This window comes from uncultured Comamonas sp., assembly GCF_964277875.1.
GTDB classification, from domain to species: Bacteria; Pseudomonadota; Gammaproteobacteria; order Burkholderiales; family Burkholderiaceae_C; genus Comamonas; species Comamonas sediminis.
This window is the reverse complement of the sequence record NZ_CAXYJV010000043.1, coordinates 23,840-49,448: the sequence shown is the minus strand read 5'-3', so window position 1 is coordinate 49,448 and position 25,609 is coordinate 23,840. Positions and strand designations below refer to the sequence as shown.

The 25,609-nt window shown below is 65.4% G+C and carries 23 protein-coding genes; 10 read left to right on the top strand and 13 right to left on the bottom strand.

Features of this window, described 5'->3' with window-relative positions; all coding sequences use genetic code 11:
* Nucleotides 1–4: 4 nt before the first annotated feature.
* Nucleotides 5–1,231, top strand: a complete 1,227-nt coding sequence (locus ACHWUQ_RS17360) for a CaiB/BaiF CoA transferase family protein (protein WP_394681881.1) — start codon at nucleotides 5–7, stop codon at nucleotides 1,229–1,231.
* On the opposite strand, the gene ftrA is transcribed toward ACHWUQ_RS17360, so the two are convergent.
* Nucleotides 1,228–2,193 carry a transcriptional regulator FtrA gene (gene ftrA, locus ACHWUQ_RS17355; RefSeq protein ID WP_394681880.1) on the bottom strand — a complete coding sequence of 322 codons (966 nt, stop codon included), beginning with the start codon at nucleotides 2,191–2,193 and terminating at the stop codon, nucleotides 1,228–1,230. The two genes, ACHWUQ_RS17360 and ftrA, sit on opposite strands and share 4 nt — an antisense overlap.
* A 92-nt stretch (nucleotides 2,194–2,285) precedes the next feature.
* Here ftrA and ACHWUQ_RS17350 point away from each other — a divergent pair, with 92 nt between their 5' ends.
* On the top strand, nucleotides 2,286–2,684 hold the full coding sequence (locus tag ACHWUQ_RS17350) for a rhodanese-like domain-containing protein (protein WP_394681879.1): 399 nt from the start codon (nucleotides 2,286–2,288) through the stop codon (nucleotides 2,682–2,684).
* A gap of 67 nt (nucleotides 2,685–2,751) precedes the next feature.
* Here the strand turns inward: ACHWUQ_RS17350 and ACHWUQ_RS17345 are convergent, their stop codons facing one another.
* The 4 genes from ACHWUQ_RS17345 to ACHWUQ_RS17330 form a co-directional block, all read right to left on the bottom strand.
* The gene (locus ACHWUQ_RS17345) at nucleotides 2,752–3,732 is read right to left on the bottom strand and encodes a siderophore ABC transporter substrate-binding protein (RefSeq protein ID WP_394681878.1); all 981 of its coding nucleotides are present in this window, start codon (nucleotides 3,730–3,732) and stop codon (nucleotides 2,752–2,754) included.
* A gap of 74 nt (nucleotides 3,733–3,806) precedes the next feature.
* Nucleotides 3,807–5,726 (bottom strand): ligand-gated channel protein, encoded by a 1,920-nt coding sequence (locus tag ACHWUQ_RS17340; RefSeq protein ID WP_394681908.1) that lies wholly within the window; start codon nucleotides 5,724–5,726, stop codon nucleotides 3,807–3,809.
* A gap of 521 nt (nucleotides 5,727–6,247) precedes the next feature.
* Nucleotides 6,248–8,314, bottom strand: a complete 2,067-nt coding sequence (locus ACHWUQ_RS17335; protein ID WP_394681877.1) for a ligand-gated channel protein — start codon at nucleotides 8,312–8,314, stop codon at nucleotides 6,248–6,250.
* Nucleotides 8,315–8,668: 354 nt separating this feature from the next.
* The gene (locus ACHWUQ_RS17330; RefSeq protein WP_394681876.1) at nucleotides 8,669–9,994 is read right to left on the bottom strand and encodes a DUF445 domain-containing protein; all 1,326 of its coding nucleotides are present in this window, start codon (nucleotides 9,992–9,994) and stop codon (nucleotides 8,669–8,671) included.
* Between the two features lie 141 nt (nucleotides 9,995–10,135).
* On the opposite strand from ACHWUQ_RS17330, the gene ACHWUQ_RS17325 reads away from it, so the two are divergent.
* Entirely contained in the window at nucleotides 10,136–10,387 is a 252-nt protein-coding gene (locus ACHWUQ_RS17325; protein WP_133858265.1) for a DUF3297 family protein, read from the top strand.
* Nucleotides 10,388–10,434: 47 nt separating this feature from the next.
* Here the strand turns inward: ACHWUQ_RS17325 and hmpA are convergent, their stop codons facing one another.
* A complete protein-coding gene (gene hmpA / locus ACHWUQ_RS17320) occupies nucleotides 10,435–11,610 on the bottom strand; it encodes an NO-inducible flavohemoprotein (protein WP_394681875.1) in 1,176 nt (391 codons plus the stop codon).
* 141 nt (nucleotides 11,611–11,751) lie between these two features.
* On the opposite strand from hmpA, the gene norR reads away from it, so the two are divergent.
* Complete coding sequence (norR, locus tag ACHWUQ_RS17315) at nucleotides 11,752–13,371, top strand: nitric oxide reductase transcriptional regulator NorR (RefSeq protein ID WP_394681874.1); 1,620 nt, start codon at nucleotides 11,752–11,754, stop codon at nucleotides 13,369–13,371.
* Nucleotides 13,372–13,457: 86 nt separating this feature from the next.
* Here norR and ACHWUQ_RS17310 read toward each other — a convergent pair whose 3' ends face one another.
* The 3 genes from ACHWUQ_RS17310 to ACHWUQ_RS17300 all read right to left on the bottom strand — a co-directional run bounded on the left by ACHWUQ_RS17310 (nucleotide 13,458) and on the right by ACHWUQ_RS17300 (nucleotide 15,931).
* Nucleotides 13,458–13,874 carry an FKBP-type peptidyl-prolyl cis-trans isomerase gene (locus ACHWUQ_RS17310; RefSeq protein WP_239810363.1) on the bottom strand — a complete coding sequence of 139 codons (417 nt, stop codon included), beginning with the start codon at nucleotides 13,872–13,874 and terminating at the stop codon, nucleotides 13,458–13,460.
* 83 nt (nucleotides 13,875–13,957) lie between these two features.
* Nucleotides 13,958–15,094, bottom strand: a complete 1,137-nt coding sequence (locus tag ACHWUQ_RS17305; protein WP_394681873.1) for a pyridoxal-phosphate-dependent aminotransferase family protein — start codon at nucleotides 15,092–15,094, stop codon at nucleotides 13,958–13,960.
* Between the two features lie 108 nt (nucleotides 15,095–15,202).
* The gene (locus tag ACHWUQ_RS17300; RefSeq protein ID WP_312417573.1) at nucleotides 15,203–15,931 is read right to left on the bottom strand and encodes a YggS family pyridoxal phosphate-dependent enzyme; all 729 of its coding nucleotides are present in this window, start codon (nucleotides 15,929–15,931) and stop codon (nucleotides 15,203–15,205) included.
* An 83-nt stretch (nucleotides 15,932–16,014) separates the two neighbouring features.
* On the opposite strand from ACHWUQ_RS17300, the gene ACHWUQ_RS17295 reads away from it, so the two are divergent.
* From ACHWUQ_RS17295 to ACHWUQ_RS17280, 4 genes are all read left to right on the top strand, one after another.
* Entirely contained in the window at nucleotides 16,015–17,058 is a 1,044-nt protein-coding gene (locus tag ACHWUQ_RS17295; protein ID WP_239810360.1) for a type IV pilus twitching motility protein PilT, read from the top strand.
* 131 nt (nucleotides 17,059–17,189) lie between these two features.
* Nucleotides 17,190–17,798, top strand: a complete 609-nt coding sequence (locus tag ACHWUQ_RS17290) for a cyclic nucleotide-binding domain-containing protein (protein WP_312461774.1) — start codon at nucleotides 17,190–17,192, stop codon at nucleotides 17,796–17,798.
* 72 nt (nucleotides 17,799–17,870) lie between these two features.
* Nucleotides 17,871–19,007, top strand: coding sequence for a PilT/PilU family type 4a pilus ATPase (locus ACHWUQ_RS17285; protein WP_239810358.1), 1,137 nt, complete (start codon nucleotides 17,871–17,873; stop codon nucleotides 19,005–19,007).
* 76 nt (nucleotides 19,008–19,083) lie between these two features.
* On the top strand, nucleotides 19,084–20,010 hold the full coding sequence (locus ACHWUQ_RS17280; RefSeq protein WP_394681872.1) for an NAD(P)-dependent oxidoreductase: 927 nt from the start codon (nucleotides 19,084–19,086) through the stop codon (nucleotides 20,008–20,010).
* Between the two features lie 61 nt (nucleotides 20,011–20,071).
* Here ACHWUQ_RS17280 and ACHWUQ_RS17275 read toward each other — a convergent pair whose 3' ends face one another.
* The 3 genes from ACHWUQ_RS17275 to ACHWUQ_RS17265 form a co-directional block, all read right to left on the bottom strand.
* Nucleotides 20,072–20,887 (bottom strand): BON domain-containing protein, encoded by an 816-nt coding sequence (locus ACHWUQ_RS17275; RefSeq protein WP_394681907.1) that lies wholly within the window; start codon nucleotides 20,885–20,887, stop codon nucleotides 20,072–20,074.
* Nucleotides 20,887–21,486 (bottom strand): SIS domain-containing protein, encoded by a 600-nt coding sequence (locus ACHWUQ_RS17270; protein ID WP_239810356.1) that lies wholly within the window; start codon nucleotides 21,484–21,486, stop codon nucleotides 20,887–20,889. Before ACHWUQ_RS17270 ends, ACHWUQ_RS17275 begins: the two co-directional genes overlap by 1 nt.
* 199 nt (nucleotides 21,487–21,685) lie before the next feature.
* Nucleotides 21,686–22,114, bottom strand: a complete 429-nt coding sequence (locus tag ACHWUQ_RS17265; protein ID WP_394681871.1) for a YraN family protein — start codon at nucleotides 22,112–22,114, stop codon at nucleotides 21,686–21,688.
* Here ACHWUQ_RS17265 and rsmI point away from each other — a divergent pair.
* Nucleotides 22,105–23,037 carry a 16S rRNA (cytidine(1402)-2'-O)-methyltransferase gene (rsmI, locus tag ACHWUQ_RS17260; protein WP_394681870.1) on the top strand — a complete coding sequence of 311 codons (933 nt, stop codon included), beginning with the start codon at nucleotides 22,105–22,107 and terminating at the stop codon, nucleotides 23,035–23,037. The genes ACHWUQ_RS17265 and rsmI overlap by 10 nt on opposite strands.
* Before the next feature lie 32 nt (nucleotides 23,038–23,069).
* Here rsmI and ACHWUQ_RS17255 read toward each other — a convergent pair whose 3' ends face one another.
* Nucleotides 23,070–24,335 carry an Hsp70 family protein gene (locus ACHWUQ_RS17255; protein ID WP_369461294.1) on the bottom strand — a complete coding sequence of 422 codons (1,266 nt, stop codon included), beginning with the start codon at nucleotides 24,333–24,335 and terminating at the stop codon, nucleotides 23,070–23,072.
* A 343-nt stretch (nucleotides 24,336–24,678) separates the two neighbouring features.
* Here ACHWUQ_RS17255 and panC point away from each other — a divergent pair, with 343 nt between their 5' ends.
* Nucleotides 24,679–25,527, top strand: coding sequence for a pantoate--beta-alanine ligase (gene panC, locus ACHWUQ_RS17250; protein ID WP_239810352.1), 849 nt, complete (start codon nucleotides 24,679–24,681; stop codon nucleotides 25,525–25,527).
* Nucleotides 25,528–25,609: the final 82 nt, after the last annotated feature.

Genomic DNA, 25,609 nt, shown 5'->3' with positions numbered 1-25,609 from the left:
GTTCATGCAGCCATCCCCTTCCCCGCGCACAGGCCCGCTGTCGGGCCTCGTCGTTGTTGAGTTAACCAATGTCATGGCAGGTCCCGTCGGCGGCTTGCTGCTGGCCGACATGGGCGCCGAGGTGGTCAAGGTCGAGCGCCTGCCCGGCGGCGACGACACGCGCCGCGCGATCCCGCCGGAGATCCAGGGCGAGTCCGCCACCTTCATGATCGTCAACCGCAACAAGCGCGGTATCGCCGTCGACCTCAAGCACCCCGACGGCCTGCAGGTGGTGCGCCGCCTCATCGACAAGGCCGATGTGGTGATCGAGAACTTCCGCCCCGGCACGATGGAAAAACTCGGGCTGGGCTACGACGTGCTGCGTGCCAGCAACCCCGCGCTGATCTACTGCAAGATCACCGGCTTTGGCCTCAACGGGCCCTATGCCAAGCGCGCTGGCTACGACCTGATTGCGCAAGGCATGTCCGGCATCATGAGCCTGACCGGCGAAGGCCCGGGCCGCCCGCCCGTCAAGGTCGGCGTGCCGATTGGTGATGTGACCGCCGGCATCCTCGCCTCGACCGGCGTGCTGGCCGCCTACATCGAGCGGCTGCGCACCGGCGAAGGCCAGTATGTCGACACCTCGCTGTACGAGGCTTCGCTGGTCCACACCTACTGGCAGGTGGCGATGGCCTTTGCCACCGGCGAGTCCGCTGGCCCCATGGGCTCGGCCCACCCGGTGGCCGCGCCCTACCAGGCGATACCGACGCAGGACGGCTGGATCAACATCGGCGCGGTGAGCCAGGCCACCTGGGTCGGCATGACCCGCGTGCTGCAGCTGGAGCACCTGCTCGAAGACGAGCGCTTTGCCAGCAACCGCGAACGCATGGTCAACCGCGATCTGCTGATCGCCATCATTTCGGAGGCCATGCGCAGCAACACGACCGACTACTGGGTCGAGAAGTTCGAGCAGGCCGGTGTGCCTGCCGGTCCGGTGCGCAAGATCAAGGACATGCTGGAAGACCCGCAGACGCTGGCGCGCGACATGGTGATCGAGGTCGACCACCCGGTGGCAGGGCCGGTGCAGGCGCTGGGCCTGCCGATCAAGTTCTCGCACGGCAATGGCGTCACGCGGCGCGGCGCACCGCAGTATGGCGAACACACCGCCGAGGTGCTGCAGGAGCTGGGCTACAGCAGCGACGATATCGCTGCGCTGGCTGCCAGCCAGGCGGTGCAGTTGCACGGGCGCTAGGGCGCCGTGAACGATGCGCGGTAAGCGGTTGGCGACACGCCCATGCTGCGCCTGAACTGGTCACGCAGCACCTGCACGCTGCGGTAGCCTGCCTGGTCTGCAATCTGCTCCACGCGCAGGCTGCTGCTCTCCAGCAGGCGCCGCACTTCCTCGATCCGCGCCTGCGCCAACCAGGCGCTCGGCGCCATGCCGGTGCCGGCCGTGAAACGGCGCAGGAAGGTGCGCCGGCTCATGGCCAAGACCTCGGCCATCGCAGCCACCGTCCAGTCCCGCCGCAGATCCGCGCGCACCTGGTCCAGCAACTGCGCCAGCCTGCCCGATGCATCCTTCACCAGCGGCTGCTCGATGAACTGCGCCTGGCCACCGCTGCGGTGCGCGGCCACCACCAGGCGCCGCGCCACACTGTTGGCCGCCTTCACGCCAAAATCGCGCCGCACCAGATGCAGCATCAGGTCGATGCCCGCTGCGCTGCCCGCCGAGGTGAACAAGCGCTCTTCCTGCACATAAAGCACCTGCGCATCGACTTCAATCGCCGGGTAGCGCTGCGCAAGCGCTTGGGCGTAGCGCCAGTGCGTGGCGGCACGACGGCCGTCCAACAAGCCGGTCGCAGCCAGCACAAAGGCGCCTGAGCAGATGGAGGCCACGGTGGCGCCCCGCTGCCAGGCACGCCTCAGCGCTTGCTGCAAGGCCAGGGGCACCGGCTCGTCGATGCCTCTCCAGCCCGGCACCACGATCAGGTCCGCCTGCTCCATCAGCGCCAGGTCGGCACTGGCCTGGACGGACAGACCGCCTTGTGCCCGCAGCGGGCCGGGCTCCACCGCCACGCTCGCAAAGCGGTACCAGCCCGCGCCCAGCTCGGGGCGCTCCAGGCCAAACACCTCGGCCACGATGGAAAACTCAAAGGTGCATAGACCGTGGTAGACAGGCGCTACCACCAGCGGCCCACGCAAGGATGCAGACATTGGCGCAAATCCTTCTATTTATGTCTTTTGCGCCAATTGTAGACAGAGGCACCGGTCCGCAAAATCGCTGCCATGTCTACCAGGAGTTCTTCATGAGCAGCTATGTACGCCAGATCCCCGCCGCCGCCAGTGCCGATGCCGTGGCGCATTTCTCCCGTTCTTTCACGTTCGAGACCGACTGCTGGGATGTGCACGCTGCCCTGCAGCAGGGGAGCCCCGATTTCGTGCTGCTGGATGTGCGCAGTGGCGAACTGTATGCACGGGGCCATGTCCCCGGCGCCCTGCATCTGCCGCACGGCAAGATCATCGAGAGCAAGCTGGCCGCCTGGCCCGCCGGTACCTTGTTCGTCACCTACTGTGCCGGCCCCCACTGCAATGGGGCGGCCCGGGGCGCCTTGCGTCTGGCGCAGCTGGGCCGGCCCGTCAAGGTCATGGCGGGCGGCATCACCGGTTGGCTGGACGAAGGGTTTGCGCTGGCCACCGCCGCCTGACCGCGTGCCGCAAGAAAGGGGAGGCATCACATGCTGCCCCCTGCAAGCGTCTTCCCGCGTCAAGACCTCAGCGTGGGCTCCAAACGGCCTTCAACTGCGCCGTCGTGTGCAGCATGGCCTGCGGGCCGGCCACCCCCAGCAGGTACCAGACCTGCGGATCCAGGAACACCACCCGGCCCTGCTGGCCGGCGGCGCTGTTGCGGATGGCGTCGTTGTTGAACAGCTCGGTGCTGGCCACCACGGGCTTGCCATCGCGCCCGGTGGTGCTGCCGGTGCCGGCATTGCGGTCGATCACATAGAGCCAGGCGGGGTTGAGCTGGCGGATGTCCTCCATCGTCATCGGCACGCCGCGCGGTTTGCTGGCATCGGCCGGCAAGGCCGGCTGGACGCCCAGCACATCGTGCAGCAGACCAAAGCGTGCGCCGGGAGGCTGGGCATTGATCATCGTGCTGATGGCCAGCACCAGGAGCCCTGGCGCTTGCTGCTGGGCCAGCGCGCGGGTGCTCTCCACCTCGCTGCGCACGCGCTGCATCAGCCGCTCGCCCTGGGGCTGCTTGCCCCACAGCGATGCGAGCGCCATCACATTGCGCTGCATATCGGCCAGCAGCTGCTGGTTGTTGACGCTCAGGTCCAGCGTGGGCGCGACCTTGCTCAAGATGTCGTACTTGCCGGCGCTGCGGCCCGCCACGACGATCAGGTCCGGCCGGATCTGGCTCAGCGCGTCAAAATCGGGCTCGAACAAGGTGCCGGCTGGCAGGTAGCGCGCATCGGCATAGGCCTGCATATAGCCGGGGAAGTTGGCCTTGGCCAAGGCGGTCACCGGCAGGTTCAGCGCCTGCATCGTGTCCAGCGATGCCAGGTCATACACCACCACGCGCTTGGGTGCCAAGGGCACTACCGTGCTGCCCTTGGCGTGTTGCACGGTGATGGTTGCCGGGGCTTTGGGGCTGGGGGCTTGCGCAAAGGCTGCCGGGGCAGCAAACAGCGACGTGGCGAGGGCGCCAGCGGCGCTGGCGCGCCAGCAGGCCGGGGTCAATGGCTGGGTCATGTCTATCTCCAAGGGATGTGAATCAATGCGAGGGGCGCGGCGCCGGCAGCAATGCGGGGCGCCGCGCGCTGGCGTTAGAACTTCAGGTTCATGCCCACCCAGTAACGGCGCCCATCCTGCACGGTGGCGTAGTCTTCGTAGTACACGTCCTTGTCGAACAGGTTGTAGATACCGGCGAAGAAGGTGGTGTTCTTGTTGTAGTGGAACGAGCCACCAACATCGAACATCGCATAGCTGCCCGCAACCCAGGTACGGGCCGAGCGGCCGCCGGTGGGCTGGCTTTCCTTGCCTCGGTAGGACAGCTTGGTCCAGCCGTTCCAGCGGTCAGACGGCTTCCAGTCCAAAGCGACGTTGAGCATGTGGCGCGGCAGCTGCGACAGCGGCTGGCCGGCAAACTCGCCGCTCTTCTGCTCGGACCTGGTGAAGGTGTAGCTGGAGTTCAGGTCCAGGCTGCGCGCCAGCGGCATGGTCAACGTGGCCTCGATGCCGCGTGTCACCGCCTTGTCGATATTGATATTGGTCGTGGGCGTGTTGCCTGACGAATTCAATGGGCCACACTCGGGGCAGGCAATGCGGGTGATCTTGTCGCGAAAGTCGTTGTCAAACACCGTCAGCCCCGCCGACAGGCCGGCACCATCGTTGTAGAGCACGCCCACTTCCTTGGACAGCGATTTCTCCGGCTTCAGATCCGGGTTGCCATAGATATTGCCGCCCCGGCTGGCCTGGCCCCAGTCGCCCAGCGTCTGGCGCAGCGAGGGCGCACGAAAGCCGGTGGAGACACCGCCCTTGACGGTCCAGCGCGGGTTCAGGTTCCACACGCCATACAGGCGCGGGCTCCATTGCGATCCGCCCTTGCTGTCGTGGTCAAAACGCAGGCCGCTGGTCAGCGCAAAGTCCTCGCGCAGGCGCCATTCGTCTTCGGCAAACCAGGCGTACTGCGTGCGGTCGGCCGTGGTGCGGTTGCTGCCGGGCAAGGTGTTGGTGGTCGTGTCGGTCAGGTCCTGTTGGTTGTAGTACAGGCCGGTGCTGACGATGTGCGCGTCGCCCACCGGAATCACCCAGCTGCTGTTGGCCACCGTGTTCTTGATGGTCATCTCGCGCGAGATGTTGCGGGTCTTCTCATGCTGCACATAGGTATCGGACGAGGCCCAGCCCCAGCGGCCCTTGTGCTGCAGCGAATAGTTCTCACGCTCGAACCTGCGGTCGGACAGCGCACCGGTCTCTAGCAAGGTCTTGCCGGGGGTGGAGATGAAGTGCTGCCGGGCCGAGCCCAGCTCGGCAATGATGTCGTGGTCCTTGTTCGGGGTCAGCGCAATGCGGGCGTTGAGCGCCTTGGTGTCGCTGTCGTTGTAGCCCTGGTAGATGCGGTCTTCATCGCGCTTGCTGTAGTTGCCGTAGAGGCTGATGCCGAGCATCTCTTCCTTGATCGGGCCCGAGAGGTAGAAGTTGCTCTGGTAGGCATTGCCGGACTCGGAGCGCTCCTGCAAGGTGGCATCGGCACGCAGCGAGCCATGCCACTGCTTGGCCACCTTGCGCGTGATGATGTTGACCACACCGCCCATCGCGTCCGATCCGTAGAGCGAGGACATCGGCCCGCGCACCACCTCGATGCGCTCGATCGCTTCAAGCGGCGGCACCCAGCTTTGGTCGGTCCCCGTCGAGCCATTGGTCTGCGTCTCGCGCGTGCTCATGCGCTTGCCGTCCACCAGGATCAAGGTGTAGTTGGCGCCCATGCCGCGCAGGCTGATGTCGTTGGAGTTGTTGTCCGACGGCGTCATGATGACGCCCGGCACATCGCGCAAGGCATCGTGCAGGTTGCTGTAGGCGCCCTGCTCCAGCTTCTCGCGCGGAATCACGGTGATCGAGGCCGGTGCCTGGGTCACCTCCTGCTCGAAGCCGGCGGCGGTCACCACCACGGTGCCCAGCGTTTTGTCGCTGGCTGCCTGCTCTTCGGCATCGGCCGCTTGCGCTGCTGCTGCGCCATGGACCAGCATGCCGGCCACCACGCCCGCGATGGCGCGCAGTGCATGCTGCTGGGGTGCCGATGGCAGCCGGTGGAAATCAAGACGCAGAGGCCGTGCTGACGCGCGACCTGCTGCCAACGAGGCAGAGGAGGACATGGAAATACTCGGTGTTCAGGTGACAACAGCCCGCCTCAGGCACCCGCAGATGGTGGCCATCGGCAGGTGCTGGCGGCGGGCCAGCGATGCTTCGCTTGTTGTGCAGGTCTGCGGTCACGGCGCTTGTCAGGGCACCGTCCCGAGGAGGCATGGCCGCCGCATTCAGCGATGGGCAGCAAGAGGGAACGCGAGACGTTTATATGCGAATAGTTCTCATTATAGAGATTGATGAAGAATTGTTACGGTTTGCGAAGTTTCGCAACTGTAAAGTTATTTCGGACGCAACCATGCCGCGCCGCATGGCTTCCGTGTGAAAGCCAGAGATGGCGCGGGTTTGCAAGCGCTGGCACTCTCCATCGGCACCAGCGCTGGTCTATGGTTTAAAAGCTACAAGCTTAGAAACCCACCGTCACCTTGGCCCAGTAACGGCGGCCGTCATACACCGCGTCATAGGTAGCGGTGTCCACGCGCTTGTCGAACAGGTTGTAGATGCCGGTGCTGAAGCGCACATCCTTGCTGTAGGCATAGTTCAGGCCCAGGTCCATGAAGGTGAACGACGGCGTGCCCTTGGCCATCGAGGTGCGGCTCAGGTAGTCCGAGCTCTTGCCCCGGAAGTTGACCCGGCTCCAGACGCCCAGCTTGTCCGTGCCCTGCCAGTCCAGGGTGGCGTTGAGCATGTGCTTGGGCATCTTGTTGAGCGGCTGGCCGGCAAAGTTGCCGCTTTTCTGCTCCGAGCGGGTGAAGGTGTAGTTGGCCGCCAGGCGCAAGGCTTCGCTGGCCTTCCAGGTGGCAGTTGCTTCCACACCGCGCATATTGGCTTCATCCACATTGGTGCGGTCGCTGATGAACTTGTAGGGCGTGCCCAGTACCGTGCAGTTGCCGGTGACAATGGCGCGGCCCGCGCCCTCGGTGTCTTCACAGCTGCGCACCTCGGTGATCTTGTCCTTGAAGTCGGTGTTGAACAGGGTCAGGCTGCCGGTGAAATCGCGGCGGTTGTCCCAGATCACGCCCAGCTCCTGGCTGGTGCTTTTCTCGGGCTTGAGGTTGGGATTGCCACGGATGATGGCCGGGTCGCCACCGCCGCCGGTGATCTGGCCCCAATCGGCCACCGCAGCGCGCAGGCTGGGCGATTTGAAGCCGGTCGAGATACCGCCCTTGACGCTCCACTCCGGCGTTGCATGCCAGACGCCGTAGACGCGCGGCGTCCAGTCGGTGCCGTAGTTCTGGTCATGGTTCATGCGCAGGCCGGTGGTCAGCGCAATCGCATCGGTCACCCGCCATTCGTTCTCGGCAAACAGCGCCCACTGGTAGCGCTTGAGCGTGTTGATGGGGTTGTCCACCTTCATTTGGTTGCCGTTGTCCATCAGCTTTTCATGCTTGTAGCTCAGGCCCACGGTGGTCAGGTTGCGCTCACCGATCGGCATCACCATCTGGCTGTTGAACTCGGTGTTCTTCAGCTTCATCTCGCGGCCGGGGTTGTCGATCTCCTCGTGCTGCAGGTAGGTCGTCGAGGTGCCAAAGCCCCAGCGCCCGGTGTGCGAGATCGCAAAGTGGTTGCGGGAGTAGTCCGAGAAGCTGGAGCCGCGGCTCGCGCTCTTGCCTGCTGTTGCATAGCGGTCCTGCAAGGTGCGGCCCACTTCCAGCGCCAGGTCGTGGTCCTTGTTGGGGGTCAGGGTCAGCTTGGCGGTGCCCGAGCTGCTGTCCTGCTCATTGAAGCCGCCGACAAACTTGTCCTCCAGCCGGCGCGATTTCTGGCCGTAGATCTGCAGGCCCAGCACATCGCTCTTGATGGGGCCTGCCAGGTAGAAGTTGCTCTGGTAGATATCGCCCGACGCGGAGGATTCCTGCTGCGTGGTCTCGGCGCTCAAGGTGCCCGTCCACTGCTTGGCCACCTTGCGCGTGATGATGTTGACCACACCACCCATCGCGTCCGATCCGTACAGCGACGACATCGGACCCCGCACCACCTCGATGCGCTCGATCGCGCTGAGCGGCGGCAGCCAGCCTTGTTCGATACCGGCGCCATCGCTGTTGGGCCGGGTTTCGCGCGAGTTCTGCGGCTTGCCGTCCACCAGAATCATCGTGTAGTTCGAGGCCATGCCCCGGATGCTGATATCGCTGGAGCTGCCGCCGCCGGTGATGACCACACCGGGCACATCGCGCAGCGCATCGGTCACATCGCGGTAGGCCTTTTTCTCCAGCTCCTGGCGCGGAATCACGGTGATCGAGGCCGGTGCATCTTCTACCGCCTGCTCAAAGCCCGAGGCCGTCACCACGACGGTGGACAAGGTCTTGTCGGCCTCCGCTTCGTTCTGCGCCAGCGCAGGGCCGGCACCCAGCAGCGCGGCCACCAGGGCCGTAGCGCGCAACGCATGGGGCACGGCACGGTGCGGCGATGGACCGGCGTGCAACAGCGAAACAGGGCGGGCAGCACAGGCGGCAGCGAAAGGGCGGGGGGTCATGGAACAGGCTCCAGGTCAGATCAAACGGATGGCGCATGGCTGCGCCCGCCTGGCCGCTCATGGCGATCAGGCACAGCGCAGGCCCAGGGCCGGCGGTTATTCGCGGGGTTTGGAGGTGTCAGTCACGGCGCGGCAGGCAGCAAAGGGGTGCTGCTGGGCCGTCCTGGCGAGCATGCCGTGCTGTGCGGCATGGAGATGGCGGGGAGCCACCTTGGCTGGGCAACGAAAAAATCCGGGGACTATCAACAAATGCGAATGCTTCTTATTATACCCATTGATAAAGAAGTGTTGACTAATGTGAAGCAGGGATAAAGCACTTTGGATACATCTCTGTGGTGCATAGGCCTCAGCCGGCTATGCAGAACCACCGTCCAGGTGGTTCACCAGCCACCCCAGCCAGAACAGCGCAAAGCCGATCAGCCCCCCCACCAAGGTGCCGTTGATGCGGATGTACTGCAGATCGCGGCCAATGTTCCATTCGATCAGCTCGCCCAGTTCACGCGCATCCCAGCGCTTGACGGTATCGGCAATATGGGTGCCGAAGAACTGCGAAATCTCCGGCGCCAGCTCCTGCACCCACAGCTCCATGCGGGTGTTGAGCGAACTGCGCAGCGCCTGGTCGGCTGCCAGCGACTTGCCCAGCCACAGGCCCATGCCCCGCACATTGTGCGCCATCGCCGAATGCTCGTTGGCCAGATCGGCCTGCAGGCTGGCGCGCAGGCTTTGCCACAGCTCCTGCACATACTCGCCCACGGCAGGGTCGTGCTGCAGGTAGCGGCGCACTTCCTCGCCCTTGGCATGCCAGGCGGGGTCCTGGGCCAGGCGCTCCACCCACTCCTGCATGGTCTGGTCAAACTTGGCGCGCAGCACATGGCTGGGGTTGTCGGCAATCGCATCGAGCAGGTGCTCCAGGCTGCTGGCGATCATCGCCGAGCCCTTGTCGCTGAGCCAGCCGGTGGGCAGCATTTTTTCTTTCAGCGGGTGCTCGGTCTTGAGCCAGTGCGCAATGGTCTGTGCGATCAAGGTGCGGGTTTCGGCCTCGTGCAGCAGCTCGACCAGTTTGTCCAGCGCCTGCGCCAGCAGCACCTGGTGGCGGCCGTTGTGCGTCAGCACGGTCAGCACCTTGGACAGCGACTGTGACAGGTCGATCTGGCCCAGCAAGGTGCGCAGCGCCAGCTTGATGAAGCGCTCCACCTGCGCATCCTGCACGGTGGCCAGCGCAGCTGCCGCCAGGCGCGCCACCTGGTGGCCCAGCAGCTCGGCGTTGGCCGGCGCCTTGAGCCACTGCGCCAGCTTGTCCGCCGGCTGGTGCGTGCGCACCAGCTGCACCAGCGAGTCGCCATCGAGAAATCGCTCGCGCACAAAGACGGCCAGGTTCTCGCCGATGCGGTCCTTGTTGCGCGGGATGATGGCCGTGTGCCGCGAGATCCACGGAATCGGGATGTGCTTGAACAGCGCCGCCACCGCAAACCAGTCGGCCAGCGCGCCGACCATGCCGGCCTCGGTCATCGCCCGCAGGCAGCGCAGCGCCAGCTGCCAGTGGTGCGATTGCGCAAACGGCTGGCCCAGGCACCAGCTGGCCAGCACAAACATGCAGGCCACGGCCAGCAGCAGCAGCAAGGGGGTGAGCTTGGCGCGGCGCAGCAGACGCTGCTGCGCATCGGTCAGTAGCAAGGGCATGGCGACCACTGTAGCGGCAAGAACCTGGGCTTGCCAAGTCAGCCAACGGCGCGGTTTCCCATTCCCGGACGCGGTGCCCGCAAAAGTGTGGACAATGGCGGCCTGTGCGGCACAGCGCCGCGTTCTTTTCTGCACCTGACCATGACCGATACCACTGCCCGCCCCGAACTGCCCGACCACCTGTCCATCGACCCCAAGAGCCCGCATTTTGTGCGCGAGGTCTTCAACCACGACATCGGCATCCGCTTCAACGGCACCGAGCGCGTGGATGTCGAGGAATACTGCGTGAGCGAAGGCTGGGTCAAGGTGCCCGCCGGCAAAACCGTGGACCGCAAGGGCAAGCCTTTGCTGATCAAGCTCAAGGGCAAGGTCGAGGCCTATTACAAGGACTGAGTCCTGGCCTGATTGCCCTCACCGCGCTGCGCTGAAGCGGCCCGCGATCAGGCCAGCGCCTCGGCCGGGCCAAAGAACTCATAGCGCACCTGGGCATCGGGCACGCCCAGCTTGCGCAGCGAGGCCTTGACCGAACGCATAAAGGGCTTGGGGCCCAGAAAGTACACATCGGCATCGCGCGAGGCCGGCAACCACTGGCCCAGCAGGTCCTCGGTCAGACGACCCTGGGCAGCGACCGCCTCGCCCTCGGCCACCTCCTCGTACACATAGCGCGGCTGCAGCTGGCTGTGCGCCTGCGCCAGCGCATCGATCTGCGGGCGGAACGCATGCACGGCACGGCCCCGGGCGCAGTGGATAAAGGTGATCGGGCGGTCGGTCTGCAGCGCGGCTTCGAGCATCGGCAACGTGGGGGTGATGCCCACGCCGCCGCTGATCAGCACCAGCGGGCGCTCGCCAGCCTGCAACGTGAAATGGCCGGCCGGTGCAAACAGCTCCAGGGTGTCGCCCACTGGCAGATCATGCAGGTAGTTGGAGACCTTGCCGCCGGGCTCGCGCTTGACGCTGATGCGGTAGCTGCGGCCATTGCTGGGCGCGGACAGCGAGTAGTTGCGGCGCTGCTCGGTGCCACCCACGATGGCGCGCAGGCCGATGTACTGGCCCGGCTGGTGGGCAATCACGGCCTTGCCGTCCACCGGCTCCAGATAGAAGGAGCTGATCTCGGCGCTCTCGGCCACCTTCTGCACCAGCTTGAAGGTACGGGCACCGCGCCAGCCGCCTTCGGCATGGGCGATGTCGTCATAGGCCTTGGCCTCGGCAGCGATCAGGATGTCGGCCAGCTGGGTGTAGGCAGCGGCCCAGGCATCGATCACCGCATCGGTGGCAATCTCGGCGCCCAGTACCTCGCGTATCGCGCGCAGCAGGCAGCTGCCCACGATCTGGTACTGGTCCGGCTGCACCTGCAGCGCCACATGCTTGTTGATGATCTGCGCGGGCAGGTCGCCCAGGTTCTCCAGCCTGTCGATGTGTTTGGCATACATCAGCACGCTGTGGGCCAGCGCGCGGGGCTGGGCGCCGCTTTGCTGGTGGGCCTGGTTGAACAGCGGGCGCACCTCGGGGTACTCGCTCAGCATCATCTGGTAGAAATGCGTGGTCAGCGCCTCACCGCCGGTCTCCAGCAGGGGGACGGTGGCCTGGATGATCTGTTTTTGGCTATCGCTCAGCATCTAACTCTCCTTGCATGTGGTTGTTCTTGGTAGTGCATGCATCGTGCCAACACCAGGTTTGTGGAATATCAATACCTTGCACAATGCATGCAGTCATACTGACCACTGATAAATGCTGTGTTTTTGACACCCCGAGTCGTTTTGACATCCTCCAAAATCCTCCACGCGGTGATTCCGCTGGTCGCCGATCTGGCCCAGGAACTGCCCGAGCGCGAGCGCCTGCGCCGCCTGCTTGCCGCGTTGCGCACCCTGCTGCCCGCCGATGCGGTGGCGCTGCTGCGCCTCAACGGCGAATGGCTGGAGCCGGTGGCCATCGATGGCCTGGTGCCCGATACCCTGGGCCGGCGCTTCAAGGTGGCCGAGCACCCGCGCCTGGCCCAGCTGCTGGCCGCCGGCCAGGCGATGCGCTTTGCACCCGACAGCCCCCTGCCCGATCCCTATGACGGCCTGATCACCACGCCGGGCGAGCTGCATGTGCATGACTGCATGGGCTGCGTGCTGCAGACCGGCGGCCTGGCCTGGGGCCTGTTGACCCTGGATGCGCTGGAGCCCGACCGCTTTGCCGATGACAATGCGCTCGAACTGCTGCAGGCCTTCAGCAATCTGGCCGCCGCCACCGTGGCCACGGCCGAGCGGGTGCAGCAGCTGTCCCAGGCCGCGCGCAGCGCCAGCGCGCCGGCGCCGCGCAGCCCGGGCGCGGACCGCAGCCGCCAGATCCTGGGCACCAGCCCCGTCATCCGCCAGCTGCAAAGCAGCATTGCACTGGTCGCCGCCAGCGATCTGTGCGTGCTGATCACCGGCGAGACCGGCACCGGCAAGGAGCTGGTCGCCCAGGCCGTGCATGCGCAATCGCCGCGTGCGGCGCAACCGCTGGTCAGCATCAACTGCGCCGCGTTGCCGGACAACCTGGTCGAGAGCGAGCTGTTCGGCCATGTGCGCGGCGCCTTCACCGGCGCATTGAGCGAGCGGCGCGGCAAGTTTGAACAGGCGCAGCACGGAACCCTGTTCCTCGACGAGGTGGGCGAGCTGTCGCTGTCGGTGCAGGCCAAGCTGCTGCGCGTGCTGCAAAGCGGCCAGCTGCAGCGCCTGGGCTCAGACCGCGAGCACCAGGTCGATGTGCGCGTGATCGCTGCGACCAACCGCGACCTGGCCGCCGAGGTGCAGGCCGGCCGCATGCGCGCCGATTTCTACCACCGCCTTTGCGTCTACCCCGTCGTGGTGCCGCCGCTGCGTGCGCGGGACAGCGACACCCTGGTGCTGGCCGGCTGCTTTCTCGAAGAGAACCGCGCCCGCCTGCAGCTCGGCGGCCTGCGCTTGGATGCCGCCGCCCAGGCCGCCCTGCTGCGCTACCCCTGGCCCGGCAACGTGCGTGAACTGGAGCACTGCATCAGCCGCGCCGTGCTCAAGGCGCTGAGCCGCACGCTGGGCCAGCGCAAGGACAGCGCCAGGCCACGCATGCTGAGCATTGGCGAGGAAGACCTGTGGGATGGCGCCGCCGCCGCACCGCTGCCGCCCGGCCAGCAGGCAACGGGCCGCATCGTGCCCCTGCCAGTTGCCGACGTGGCCGAAGGGCCAGCCGCCAGCGCCGAGACCTTGGGCCTGCGCGCCCAGGTGGAGCGCTACGAGCGCCAGCTGCTCAGCGCCAGCCTGGCCCGCCACCACGGCAACTGGGCCGCAGCCGCGCGCGAGCTGCAGCTGGACCGCGCCAACCTGCAGCGGCTGGCCAAGCGCCTGGGGGTGGAGCGCTCAAGCCTTGGATGAACTGGCCACCCGAACAACAAAAAGCCTCCGCGCCAGCAAGACGCGAAGGCTATGGAGCTGGGAACCGGTTATTGGGGAACCGGGGTTTACTGGCCCTTGATGCCCAGCAGTTCCACTTCAAAGTTCAGTGTGGCATTGGGCGGGATCACGCCGCCAGCGCCACGGGCGCCATAGGCAATCGAGGCAGGGCAGGTCAGCTTGGCCTTGCCGCCGACCTTCATCAGCTGCACGCCTTCGGTCCAGCAGGGGATGACACCTTGCAGCGGGAACTCGATCGGCTCACCGCGCTTGTAGGAGCTGTCGAACTCCTTGCCGCTGTCAGGGAAGGTGCCCTTGTAGTGCACCTTGACGGTGTCGGTTGCCTTGGGGCTGGCGCCGGTGCCGTCCTTGATGCTTTCAAACACCAGGCCGCTCTTGGTCGTCACAGGCTTGCTCTGTGCCTGGGCCAAGCCGGCGGTCAGGGCGATGGCAGCGAACAGGGCGCTGGCAGTCAATGCTTTCATGGCGAAATCCAATCGAATGTTCTTCAAACAAAACCAGCATTCTGCACCTGGATGGCAGGCGCAGAACGCGTTAAAAACACAAGTTAACCCTTGATACCCAAACCATCGAGCGCCTGGCGCAGATGGCCCACGGTGCGCTCGACGTTATGCCATTTGTCGAGGCCAAACAGGCCGATGCGGAAGGTCTTGAACTCCGGCCCTTCATCGCACATCAGCGGCACGCCGGCAGCGGTCTGCAGGCCCACGCTGGCAAATTTCTTGCTGTTCTGTATCTCCGGGTCGGTGGTGAAGCTGACGACCACGCCGGGCGCCTCAAAACCTGGGGCCGCCACGCTGGGAAAGCCCCGTGCCTTCAGCAGTGCGCGCACCTCTTGGCCCAGCTGGGTCTGCTCCTGGCGCAGTTTGTCCAGCCCATAGGCCTCGGCCTCCTGCATCACCTTGCTCAGTTGCACCAGCGAATCGGTGGGCATGGTCGCATGGTAGGCATGCTGGCCTTTTTCGTAGCCTTCGGCAATCTGCATCCACTTCTTCAGATCGCAGGAGAAGCTGCTGCTCTTCGTATCTTCGATCGCCTTGCGCGCACGCTCGGAGAGCATCACCATCGCGCAGCAAGGCGGGCCGCTCCAGCCCTTTTGCGGCGCGGTGATCAGCACATCGACACCGGTCTTTTGCATGTCCACCCAGATGGCGCCGCTGGCCACGCAGTCGAGCACCATCAGTGCGCCGACCTCGTGCGCGGCGGCGCTGATGGTCTGGATGTAGTCGTCGGGCAGCACAATGCCGCTGGCGGTCTCGACGTGCGGGGCAAACACCACCTGGGGCTTTTCGTTGCGGATCGCAGCGGCCACTTCTTCGGCCGGGCAAGGTGCCCAGGCATCCTGCGGGCCGCTGCCCTGGGGGCGGGCCTTGCAGATCACGGCACTGCCGCCCAGGCCGCCTTCTTCGAAAATCTGGGTCCAGCGGTAGCTGAACCAGCCATTGCGCACGATCAGCACCTTGGCGCGGTTGGCGAACTGGCGCGCCACCGCCTCCATGCCAAAGGTGCCACTGCCCGGCACGATCACCGCCGTGTGCGCATGGTAGGTGGTCTTGAGGATGCGCAGCACCTCACCCATCACACCAATGAAGCGGTGCGACATGTGGTTGAGCGCGCGGTCGGTGTAGACCACCGAAAACTCCAACAGGCCATCGGGGTCAACGTCGGGTAGCAATCCTGGCATGGGGGTCTCCTGTCTATTTGAGGGGGTACACAGAACAATCGGGGGCCAGCTTAGCACGCAGCACCATGCGCTGCCGCCGGGCCGGCGGGGGTAGACAGATGGCGCCGTTCAATGGGCGCTGCCGTAGTCGCGCTGGCCAAAGATGCCGCTGCCCACGCGCACCATCGTCGATCCGGCCTGCACGGCGGCCTGCAGATCGGCCGTCATGCCCAGCGAGATGGTGTCCCACTGCGCCAGCTGCGGCAGGCCCAGTGCGGCGATGCTGTCGAACACCGCCTTGACCCGCTGGTGCACGGCCAGCTGCGCGGCAAAGTCGGGCACGACATCGGGGATGCTCATCACGCCCCGCAGCTGCAGCTGGGGCAATTGGGCCACCTGCTGCACCAGCGCCGCCACCTCGCCCGGCGCCACGCCGGACTTGGTGATGCCGCCATCGACATTGACCTGGATGCAGACCTGCAACGGCGCCAGCTGCGCGGGCCGCTGGGCGGACAGGCGCTCGGCGGTCTTGAGCCGGTCCACCGTGTGCACCCAGTCAAAGTGCTCGGCCACCAGCCGCGTCTTGTTGCTCTGGATCGGGCCGATGCAGTGCCACACCAGGCCCTGGTCCTTCCAGGCATCGTGCTCGGCAAAGTAGCGGATTTTCTCCACCGCTTCCTGGATGTAGTTTTCGCCAAAGGCGCGCTGGCCGGCCTCGGCCGCCTGGGCAATGGCATCGACACCAAAGGTCTTGGAGACGGCCAGCAGCTGCACGCTGTTGCCGGGGCGGCCGCAGGCCTGGCAGGCGTTGTCGATTTGCAGGCGAACCTGCTGAATTTTTTCGGAAATCGTGCTCATAATGTAAAAATATGCACTGCCTTGGAACGTGTTGACCACGAGGCCTTGCACTCAAAGCGTACCAAAACAACGAGGGAACTGCAGTGGATATCACCCAATTGCTGGCATTCAGTGTCAAAAACAAAGCGTCTGACTTGCACCTGTCTGCAGGCCTGCCGCCGATGATCCGGGTCCACGGCGATGTGCGCCGCATCAATGTCGATCCGCTGGACCACAAGCAGGTCCATGCGATGGTCTACGACATCATGAGCGACGCCCAGCGCAAGCAGTATGAAGAATTCCTCGAAGTCGACTTCTCGTTTGAGATCGAGGGCCTGGCGCGTTTCCGGGTCAACGCCTTCAACCAGAACCGCGGCTCGGGCGCCGTGTTCCGGACCATTCCGAGCAAGATCCTGACCCTCGAGCAGCTCAACGCGCCCAAGATCTTTGCCGACCTGTCGCTCAAGCCGCGTGGTCTGGTGCTGGTGACCGGGCCGACCGGCTCGGGCAAATCCACCACCCTGGCGGCGATGGTCAACTACCTCAACGAAAACGAATACGGCCACATCCTGACGGTGGAAGACCCGATCGAATTCGTCCATGAATCCAAGAAATGCCTGATCAACCAGCGCGAGGTGGGGCCGCAGACGCTGTCGTTCAGCGCCGCACTGCGCTCCGCACTGCGGGAAGACCCGGACGCGATTCTGGTCGGCGAAATGCGCGACCTGGAAACCATCCGCCTGGCGATGACCGCGGCAGAAACCGGCCACCTGGTGTTCGGCACCTTGCACACCTCCAGCGCCGCCAAGACCATCGACCGGATCATCGACGTCTTCCCCGCCGAAGAAAAGGAAATGGTCCGGGCGATGCTGTCCGAATCGCTGCAGGCGGTGATCTCGCAGACCCTGTGCAAGACCAAGGACGGCCAGGGCCGTGTGGCCGCGCACGAGATCATGCTGGGCACGCCGGCCATCCGCAACCTGATCCGCGAGGCCAAGGTGGCGCAAATGTATTCGACCATCCAGACCAGCAACAGCATGGGCATGCAGACGCTGGACCAGAACCTGACTGACCTGGTGCGCCGCAATGTGATCAGCCCGGCCGAGGCGCGCAGCAAGGCCAAGACGCCGGAGAACTTCCCGGGTTAAGCATCGCGAAACACGCCGGAAGAGCTTATTCATTGAATAACTGACAAACGGTTGCACGAAGGGCACCAGCGGTCATTGCCAGTACCGCAGGTGCCCTTTATGCTTTGCGGGATCAAAGGAGACCATGGGCCATGAACCGCTTGCATTCCGCATCCCCGGCAGACGAGCCCGCCGAGGCTGATACGGGCTTCTTCCTCCATGGCTTCCAGCAGGCCAGCACGTCGCAGGCGCCTTATGTGCTCTGGAGCCAGCGACGCAAGGCCATCCATGCCCAGCTTCTGGCACCGGCCGACCCCGCCACCGCGCTGCGCATGGTCTGGGCGCAGGATGCCGCGCTGTCCCTGCTGCAATCCCCGTTCATGGACCAGATGGTGCAGTACCTGGAGTTCTACCAGGTGCCCGCGCTGCAAACCCTGATCCAGCAAGGCGAGCTGGGCGACTACATGCTGATCGTGCTGAGTGGCCAGGTCCGTGTCGAGCGCCAGCTGGCCAGCGGCCAGACCGTGCACCTGGCCGATACCCACCCTGGCGAGGTGCTGGGGGAAATGTCTCTGTTTGACAGCAGTCCGCGTTTTTCTTCGTGCATCACCACCACCGACTGTGCGCTGGCTGTGCTGAAGGCCGATACACTGGACGCCATGATGGAGTTGGACGCGTCCACGGCCGCCTATTTGCTGGCCTTGTTTGCGCGCAAACTCTCCACGCGGCTGCGGCAGACCAGCGCCCGGATCGAGCCCTGAGCCTCTCAGGGCGCCCATCCTCACGGCGTTTCTGTTGCATAAGCAACAATAACGGAGCCAGAGAGGATTGTCATGGAACGGGATCAGGCCAGTAAGTTCATCAACGACCTGTTGAAGCTGATGGTGCAGCGCAATGGCAGCGATTTGTTCATCACCGCTGATTTTCCGCCGGCGATCAAGATCGATGGCAAGGTCACCAAGGTCTCCAGCCAGCCGCTGTCGCCCACCCACTCGCTGACCCTGGCCCGCTCGATCATGAGCGACAAGCAGGTGGCCGAGTTCGAAAAGACCAAGGAATGCAATTTCGCGATCTCGCCCGCCGGCATCGGGCGTTTTCGGGTCAACGCCTTCATGCAGCAGGGCCATGTCGGTCTGGTGCTGCGGACCATTCCACTGACCTTGCCGACGATCGACGGCCTGGGCGTGCCCCAGGTGCTCAAGGACCTGGCGATGACCAAGCGCGGCCTGTGCATCATGGTCGGCGCGACCGGTTCGGGCAAGTCCACCACGTTGGCGGCCATGGTCGACTGGCGCAACGAAAACTCCTACGGCCACATCATCACCGTGGAAGACCCGGTCGAATTCGTCCACCCGCACAAGAACTGCATCGTGACCCAGCGCGAAGTGGGTCTGGACACCGACAACTGGGAAGCGGCGCTGAAAAACACGTTGCGCCAGGCCCCCGACGTCATCCTGATGGGCGAAATCCGCGACCGCGAAACCATGGAACACGCGGTGGCGTTTGCCGAAACCGGTCACCTGTGCCTGGCCACCCTGCACGCCAACAGCGCCAACCAGGCGCTGGACCGGATCATCAACTTCTTCCCCGAAGAGCGCCGCGCGCAGCTGCTGATGGATCTGTCGCTGAACCTGCGCGGCCTGGTGTCCCAGCGCCTGCTCAGCAAGCAGGACAGCAAGGGCCGGGTCGCGGCGGTCGAGGTGATGCTGAACTCACCCTTGATCTCGGACCTGATCTTCAAGGGCGAGGTCAACGAGATCAAGGAGATCATGAAGAAAAGCCGCAACCTGGGCATGCAAACCTTCGACCAGGCGCTGTTCGACCTGTACGAGGCCAACATGATCACCTACGAAGATGCGCTGCGCAACGCCGACTCGGTCAACGACCTGCGCCTGCAGATCAAGCTGGGCAGCCAGCGCGCCAAGCGCAGTGATCTGGCCGAGGGCACGGAGCACCTGACAATCGTTTAAGCTGTCAGCGTTTTGGGTTTTCAGCGACACGGCACCCAGGCCCGCCTTGGGTGCCGCTCTTTTTGGAGTCACCGCAATGGCATCGAGTATTCAAGCACGCAGCTATGACAGCACCCCTTCCCTGAACGTCGCCTTTTTGGGCCTGGGCGTCATGGGCTACCCCATGGCGGGCCACCTGGCCCAGGCAGGCCATGCGGTCACCGTCTACAACCGCACCGCGCAAAAGGCGCAAGGCTGGTGCGAGGAATTCGCCAGCTCCAAGGCCCCCCGCCATGCCGCCACACCGCGCGAGGCTGCAGCCGGCGCCGACATCGTGTTCTGCTGCGTCGGCAATGACGATGACCTGCGCTCGGTCGTGCTGGGCGCCGATGGCGCGCTGGCCGGCATGAAGCCTGGCGCCATCTTTGTGGACCACACCACCGCCTCGGCCAATGTGGCCCGCGAGCTGTATGCCGCCGCCCGGGCCCAGGGCCTGCACTTCATCGATGCGCCGGTTTCCGGCGGCCAGGCCGGTGCGGTCAATGGCCAGCTCACCGTCATGTGCGGTGGCGATGAGGCCGTGTTCAACAGCGTCAAGCCGGTGGCGATGGCGTTCTCGCGCGCCTTCACCCTGCTGGGCAGCAGCGGCGCGGGCCAGCTGGCCAAGATGGTCAACCAGATCTGCATTGCCGGTGTCGTGCAGGGCCTGTCCGAGGCGATTGCCTTCGGCATGAATGCCGGCCTGGACATGCCCCAGGTGCTGGACGTGGTCAGCAAGGGTGCGGCGCAAAGCTGGCAGATGGAAAACCGGGGCAAGACCATGGTCGAGGGCAAGTTCGATTTCGGTTTTGCAGTGGACTGGATGCGCAAGGACCTGGGCCTGGTGCTGGACGAGGCCAAGCGCAATGGCTCGCGCCTGCCGCTGACCGCGCTGGTGGACCAGTTCTACGCCGATGTGCAGCAATCGGGTGGCAACCGCTGGGATACGTCGAGCCTGATCACCCGCCTGGGCAAGAAGGCCTGACCGCCCCCCAGAATGCAAAAAAGGCCGCTGATGCGGCCTTTTTGTTGTGTGCCGAGCAGGCTCAGGGCTTGGTCGTGAACCCATCGTTGAGCGGCTGCACCGGCGTCGTGTTGACCGGCGAGGTGGTCACACCGGTCGACACCGGTGCGGCCGCAGGCGCTACTGGTGCGGCGGCAGGCGCGGGCACGACGGTCGCTGCCGGGGTGCCGATGGCCGATGCACTGCTGTCGTTGACCACCGGTGCGGCATTGCCGGTGCTGCGGTTGTTGCTCAGGGACTTGAGCTCGTCTTCACTGATGATCTCGAAAACGCGCACGACCTTTTGCACATTGGCCACGCCCCGGGCGATTTCTGCAGCGCGCTTGGATTCGCGCTCGGTCACGCGGCCCATCAGGTAGACCACATTGCGCTCGGTCAGCACCTTGATGGCGCTGGAGCTGAGGTCCTTGGCATCGATGATGCTCGCCCGCACCTTGCCGGTGATCAGCGTATCGGTCGAACGCTGCGACAGGCTGGAGTTGAACATCACCGCCACATCATTGACCACGGTCTTCACGTTCTGGGTGGCCTTGGCCGCTTCCTCGGCCTTTTGCTTGAAGGCTTCGTTCGGCGCTTCCCCGGTCAGCAGCACCTGGCGGTTGTAGCTGGTGACGTTGATATGCCCGTCATTGCCGGCACGCTCGCGGATGGCGCTGGCCACGCGCAACTCAATGCTCTCGTCCTCCACCTGGATCCCGGCGGTGCGGCGGTCGATCGCCATCACCGTGCCACCGACGGCGGCGCCGCCGATCACCAGCGGAATGCAACCCGAGACGGTCGCAGCGACCGTTCCAGCCGCCACCAGACTCAGCGTCAATCGCTTCCAAGACACAGGCATCATTCCTCTTCTCCTAACAATTGGGTATCGATTCCGTCAATCAGGCAGTGCAGCACCAGCTGGTGCACCTCGCGCACGCGGGTGCTGCGGTCATGGGGCACGCGCATCAGCACATCGGTTTCGCTCAAGGCATTGGCCAGCAACCCGCCGGTGCGGCCGGTCAGCACCACGGCGGACATGTCGCGCTCATGCGCCGCTTCCACCGCGCCGAGCAACGCCCGGTCATGGCCATCAGCGCTGATGACCAGCAGTAGATCGCCGGGCTGGCCCAAAGTTCGCACCTGGCGCGCCAGGGTCTGCGTGTGGCCTTCGGCCGTCAGGCTGCTGCCCAGCTGGGCCTGCGCCAGCGCGCCGTTGTCGAGCACCATCGCGGCCAGCTCGGGGCGCTCGCGCTCCATGCCGCTGACGCACATCGCGGCGAACTGCGCCGCCTGCGCCCAGGACAGGCCATTGCCGCAGCACATCACCTTGTTGCCGCTGGTCACACAGGCGAGCAGCGCGTAGACCGCGCTGGCGACGCTTTCGCTCATCTCCTGTGACACCTGGTAATGGAGATCGGCGCTATCGATAAAGTGCTGTTGGATGTGTTGCTCAAGCATGGAGGCCCGATGATAACCTTGGCAGGTTTCCCCCTGGGGCCGGGATGATGACTTTTCTCAGCCCCAAGCGTATGCAAAGCCCGGCAACTGCGCGCTTCAGGACCCTTTGCAAAACCCTTGCAAGACCCTTGCCCACCGGGATGGCCGCGGATCGCCCAAGCCCCGTTGAGACCACGGCAAGGCGTTTTGCAGAGCGTCCTCAGCCCCCATCGGGCACATCAAAGGCGGCCCGCAGCCAGACGATCTCCTGCTCGACCAGCACCGCATCAAAACGGCAGGCCGGCTGCTGGCGCAGGCTGGCCAGGATGATGCGCCGCTGCTTGGTGCCGCCGATGCTGCCGCCCGCACCGCCAAAGCCGCCGTGCTGGCGCTGGCGCACCTCGACAAACACGACGGTGCCATCGCGCTCCTGCATCACCAGATCGATCTCGCCGCCGCCGCGCCCGGGCGTGCGGTAATTGCGCGCCAGCGGGCGCAGGCCTTGTTGTTGGAGATAATGGAGCGCGGCATCTTCTGCCCGCTGGCCCCGCAGCTTGCTGTTGTCCGCCCCTTCGCTGGCGGGCTGCGGCAATGCGGCAGGCGCGCGAGGGCTGCGCCATTTTTCAAGGATCTTCCACGGTGTCTGCATCTTTCACCTCCGCTTTGCAAGCAGCCCAGGCTGCAGCCGGCACCCAGCACTACCCTGCCTCCACCTTGTACGTGGTGGCCACCCCCATCGGCAACCTGGCCGACATCACCCTGCGCGCGCTGCATGTGCTGGAGCTCGCCGACGCCGTGGCTTGCGAGGACACCCGCCACACCCACAGCATGCTACGCGCCTACGGGGTTGGCAAGTCGGGCGGCCAGCTGATTGCGGTACACCAACACAACGAGGCCGAGGCGGCCGAGCAGGTCATCAGCCGCCTGCAGCAAGGCCAGCGCATCGCCTATGTCAGCGACGCTGGCACACCCGGCGTCAGCGACCCGGGCGCACGCCTGGCCGCCGCCGTGGCGCGCGCGGGCCTGCGCGTCAGCCCGCTGCCCGGCGCCAGCAGCGTCACGGCGCTGGTCAGCGCTGCGGGCGCGGTCGCCGGCGAAAGTGCCAGCAGCGGCTTTGCGTTCATCGGTTTTCTGCCGACCAAGGCGCAAGAGCGCCAGCAGGCCGTGGCCCAGCTCGCACAAGACCCGCGCACCCTGGTGCTGCTGGAAGCGCCCCACCGCATTGCCGACCTGGCCCATGCGCTGGCCGTGCTGCAGGACCGGCCCGTGACCTTGGGCCGCGAGCTGACCAAGCAGTTTGAGGACATTGCCACGATGCCCGCAGCCGATGTGCCCGCCTGGCTGGCGGCCGACCCGCACCGCAGCAAGGGCGAGTTTGCGCTGCTGCTGCACCCGCAGGCGGTGCAGACCGATGGCCTGGCCGATGCGCACCGCGTGCTGGCGCTGCTGCTGGCCGAGCTGCCGACCAAGACCGCCGTCAAGCTGGCCGCCGACATCACCGGCGCGCCGCGCAATGCGCTGTATGACACGGCGCTGGCCTGGAAGCGCGATGCCGAGCAAGCCGGCGGCTGACCGCCGTTGGAGCGTCTAGCGCTTAGGGGAAATCACAGCGCCTGGCCGTGCACCAGGCCCGCCGCCACACCACCGAACAGATCGCCCTCGACCTGCGGGGTGTCCGGAAAAACCTGGGCCAGCGCGGCGCGCAGCGGCTGCAAGGCCGACGAACCACCCGTCAGGTAGATCGCATCGATCTGGCCCTGCTGCAAGCCCGCCGCCTGCACACAGTCGAGCGCGCATTGCGCGACCTGGGCCAGCAAAGCCTGCAGGCACTGCTGCAGATCGGCGGGCCAGACCTCGGGGCTCAGGCCCGGCTCCAGCCAATCGACGTCCAGCTTCTGCACGCTCTGCTGGTTCGACAGGCCGATCTTGGTCTCCTCGACCGCATTGGCCAGGCGGTGGCCCCAGTGCTCTTGCAGCAAGCGCACCAGCCGGTCGTGCAGCGCGGTGTCGCTGTAGCTGCTGCGCAATGCCTGCACCTCGCGCTGGCGCTGCGGGCTGTACAGCCACTGGATCAGGTGCCAGGTGGAGAGGTCATGGAACACCGCACTGGGCACCTCGCGCCCGCTGGGCCCCACATGCTGCAGACCCAAGAGCGGCATGGCCGCCATCAGGCTCAGGCGCCGGTCAAAGTCGGTGCCGCCAATGTGCACGCCGGTGGTGGCGAGGATGTCGCTGCTGCGCTCGGGCTTGTTGCGGCGCTGCGGGCCCAGGCGCACCACGGTGAAGTCCGAGGTACCTCCGCCAATGTCGACCACCAGCACCAGCGCTTCATGGGCGATGCGCTGCTCATAGTCCAGCGCTGCCGCAATCGGTTCGAGCTGAAAGCGCACATCCTGGAAGCCCGCTGCCTGCGCGGCCAGCTGCAGCGCGGTTTGCGCGGCCTGGTCGCGCCCGGCGTCCTCGTCGACAAAATGCACGGGCCGGCCCATGACCACGGTGCTGGGCAGACGGCCAATCTGGCGCTCGGCGGTGGCGGCCAGCTGCTGCACAAAAAGCGCCACGATGTCCTGGTACGCGACCAGCTTGCCATGCACCACCGTCTTCTCCTGCATCAGCGCGCTGCCCAGCAGGCTTTTGAGCGAGCGCATCAGCCGGCCTTCGGTGCCTTCCAGATAGCGCGATACCGCGTCGCGCCCATAGTGGGTGCTGTGGTCCTCGGTGTTGAAGAACACGGCCGTCGGCATCGCTTGCGAGGCGCCCTCGGCCTGCAAGAGCGTGGACGGTCCGGGCGCAGCCAGGTCGGGCTTGAACGCCATGGCGGAGTTGGAGGTGCCGAAATCAATGCCCAGGATGGCGGGTGCAGATGACATAAAGACCAGGTCCGACGGGGGAATCGGACGAAAAAACAAGGCATGCAGACTGCGCAGAATGCAGACAAGGTGCCGGTAAAAAAAGGGAAAAGCCTCTGCCCCCTTGCGGGAACAGAGGCCCAAATGCGACTGGCCTGACACGGAGCCGGCTGACCCAGGCGTGCGCTGCAAGAACCTGTGAACCATGCTTGTGCGCCGCGACGGGAAAATTATAGGGCAAGCGCATGCGGCGACTACGGGCAAACCATAGCTTGTACTGATAGGCCCATACACAGACTTTTGCACTGCTGCTATGCTCTGCGCTCCCTGCACTACCGCTGGCGCCCGCTCGCCCCTGCCTCCCATGCAAGTCACCCACAGCATCGCAGAACTTCGACAAGCGCTGGCCGGGCGCGGCCGGCCCGCCTTCGTGCCCACGATGGGCAATCTGCATGCGGGCCATATCTCTCTGGTGCACGAGGCCAAACGCCACGGCGCGGTGACGGTGGCGAGCATCTTCGTCAACCGCCTGCAGTTCCTGCCCACCGAAGACTTCGACAGCTATCCGCGCACCTGGGAGAGCGACTGCGCCCAGCTGCAGGAGGCCGGCTGCGACATCCTGTTCGCACCGCGCGAGAAGGACCTGTACCCCGAGCCGCAGCTGTTCAAGGTGCAGCCCGACCCGGCACTCGCCGACATTCTGGAAGGCGCGTTCCGGCCCGGTTTTTTCACAGGGGTCTGCACCGTCGTGATGAAGCTGTTCAGTGGCGTGTTTGCCACCACCGGCGGGGGCGCGGCCATCTTTGGCTGGAAGGACTACCAGCAGCTGATGGTCATCCGCCGCATGGTGGCGCAGTTTGCGCTGCCCATCGAGATCATCGGCTGCCCTACCGCCCGCGCCGGCGATGGCCTGGCGCTGAGTTCGCGCAATGGCTACCTGAGCGCGGCCGAGCGCCAGCAGGCCATGGCCCTGTCCCGGGCGCTGCAGGCACTGGCCCGCGCCGCCCGCAACGCGCCGCACAACCTGCCTGCGCTGGAAGCGGAGGCCATGCAGTCGCTGCGTGCCCAGGGCTGGGAGCCCGACTACCTGACCGTGCGCCAGCGCCACAACCTGTTGGCACCTGACGCCAGCGAGGCGGCCAGCGCTGCGCTCGTGGTGCTCGGCGCCGCGCGCCTGGGCAGCACGCGCTTGATCGACAACCTGGAGTTTTGACGCAGCGCGGCCACCCGCTGGCCGCTGCGCAGGGGCAGAGGCGCATGCACCAGGCACCATGCCTGCTCTGCGCCATTCTGTG

Coding starts and splice junctions, on each gene's coding strand:
- ACHWUQ_RS17360 (WP_394681881.1), top strand. CDS start 5: ATGCAGCCATCCCCTTCCCCGCGCACAGGCCCGCTGTCGGGCCTCGTC.
- ACHWUQ_RS17290 (WP_312461774.1), top strand. CDS start 17,190: ATGAACCGCTTGCATTCCGCATCCCCGGCAGACGAGCCCGCCGAGGCT.
- ACHWUQ_RS17335 (WP_394681877.1), bottom strand. CDS start 8,314: ATGACCCCCCGCCCTTTCGCTGCCGCCTGTGCTGCCCGCCCTGTTTCG.
- ACHWUQ_RS17340 (WP_394681908.1), bottom strand. CDS start 5,726: ATGCTGGTCCATGGCGCAGCAGCAGCGCAAGCGGCCGATGCCGAAGAG.
- ACHWUQ_RS17285 (WP_239810358.1), top strand. CDS start 17,871: ATGGAACGGGATCAGGCCAGTAAGTTCATCAACGACCTGTTGAAGCTG.
- ACHWUQ_RS17300 (WP_312417573.1), bottom strand. CDS start 15,931: ATGAGCACGATTTCCGAAAAAATTCAGCAGGTTCGCCTGCAAATCGAC.
- ACHWUQ_RS17275 (WP_394681907.1), bottom strand. CDS start 20,887: ATGCCTGTGTCTTGGAAGCGATTGACGCTGAGTCTGGTGGCGGCTGGA.
- ACHWUQ_RS17255 (WP_369461294.1), bottom strand. CDS start 24,335: ATGTCATCTGCACCCGCCATCCTGGGCATTGATTTCGGCACCTCCAAC.
- ACHWUQ_RS17305 (WP_394681873.1), bottom strand. CDS start 15,094: ATGCCAGGATTGCTACCCGACGTTGACCCCGATGGCCTGTTGGAGTTT.
- ACHWUQ_RS17325 (WP_133858265.1), top strand. CDS start 10,136: ATGACCGATACCACTGCCCGCCCCGAACTGCCCGACCACCTGTCCATC.
- ACHWUQ_RS17345 (WP_394681878.1), bottom strand. CDS start 3,732: ATGACCCAGCCATTGACCCCGGCCTGCTGGCGCGCCAGCGCCGCTGGC.
- ACHWUQ_RS17350 (WP_394681879.1), top strand. CDS start 2,286: ATGAGCAGCTATGTACGCCAGATCCCCGCCGCCGCCAGTGCCGATGCC.
- ACHWUQ_RS17265 (WP_394681871.1), bottom strand. CDS start 22,114: ATGCAGACACCGTGGAAGATCCTTGAAAAATGGCGCAGCCCTCGCGCG.
- ACHWUQ_RS17280 (WP_394681872.1), top strand. CDS start 19,084: ATGGCATCGAGTATTCAAGCACGCAGCTATGACAGCACCCCTTCCCTG.
- hmpA (WP_394681875.1), bottom strand. CDS start 11,610: ATGCTGAGCGATAGCCAAAAACAGATCATCCAGGCCACCGTCCCCCTG.
- ACHWUQ_RS17330 (WP_394681876.1), bottom strand. CDS start 9,994: ATGCCCTTGCTACTGACCGATGCGCAGCAGCGTCTGCTGCGCCGCGCC.
- panC (WP_239810352.1), top strand. CDS start 24,679: ATGCAAGTCACCCACAGCATCGCAGAACTTCGACAAGCGCTGGCCGGG.
- ftrA (WP_394681880.1), bottom strand. CDS start 2,193: ATGTCTGCATCCTTGCGTGGGCCGCTGGTGGTAGCGCCTGTCTACCAC.
- ACHWUQ_RS17270 (WP_239810356.1), bottom strand. CDS start 21,486: ATGCTTGAGCAACACATCCAACAGCACTTTATCGATAGCGCCGATCTC.
- ACHWUQ_RS17310 (WP_239810363.1), bottom strand. CDS start 13,874: ATGAAAGCATTGACTGCCAGCGCCCTGTTCGCTGCCATCGCCCTGACC.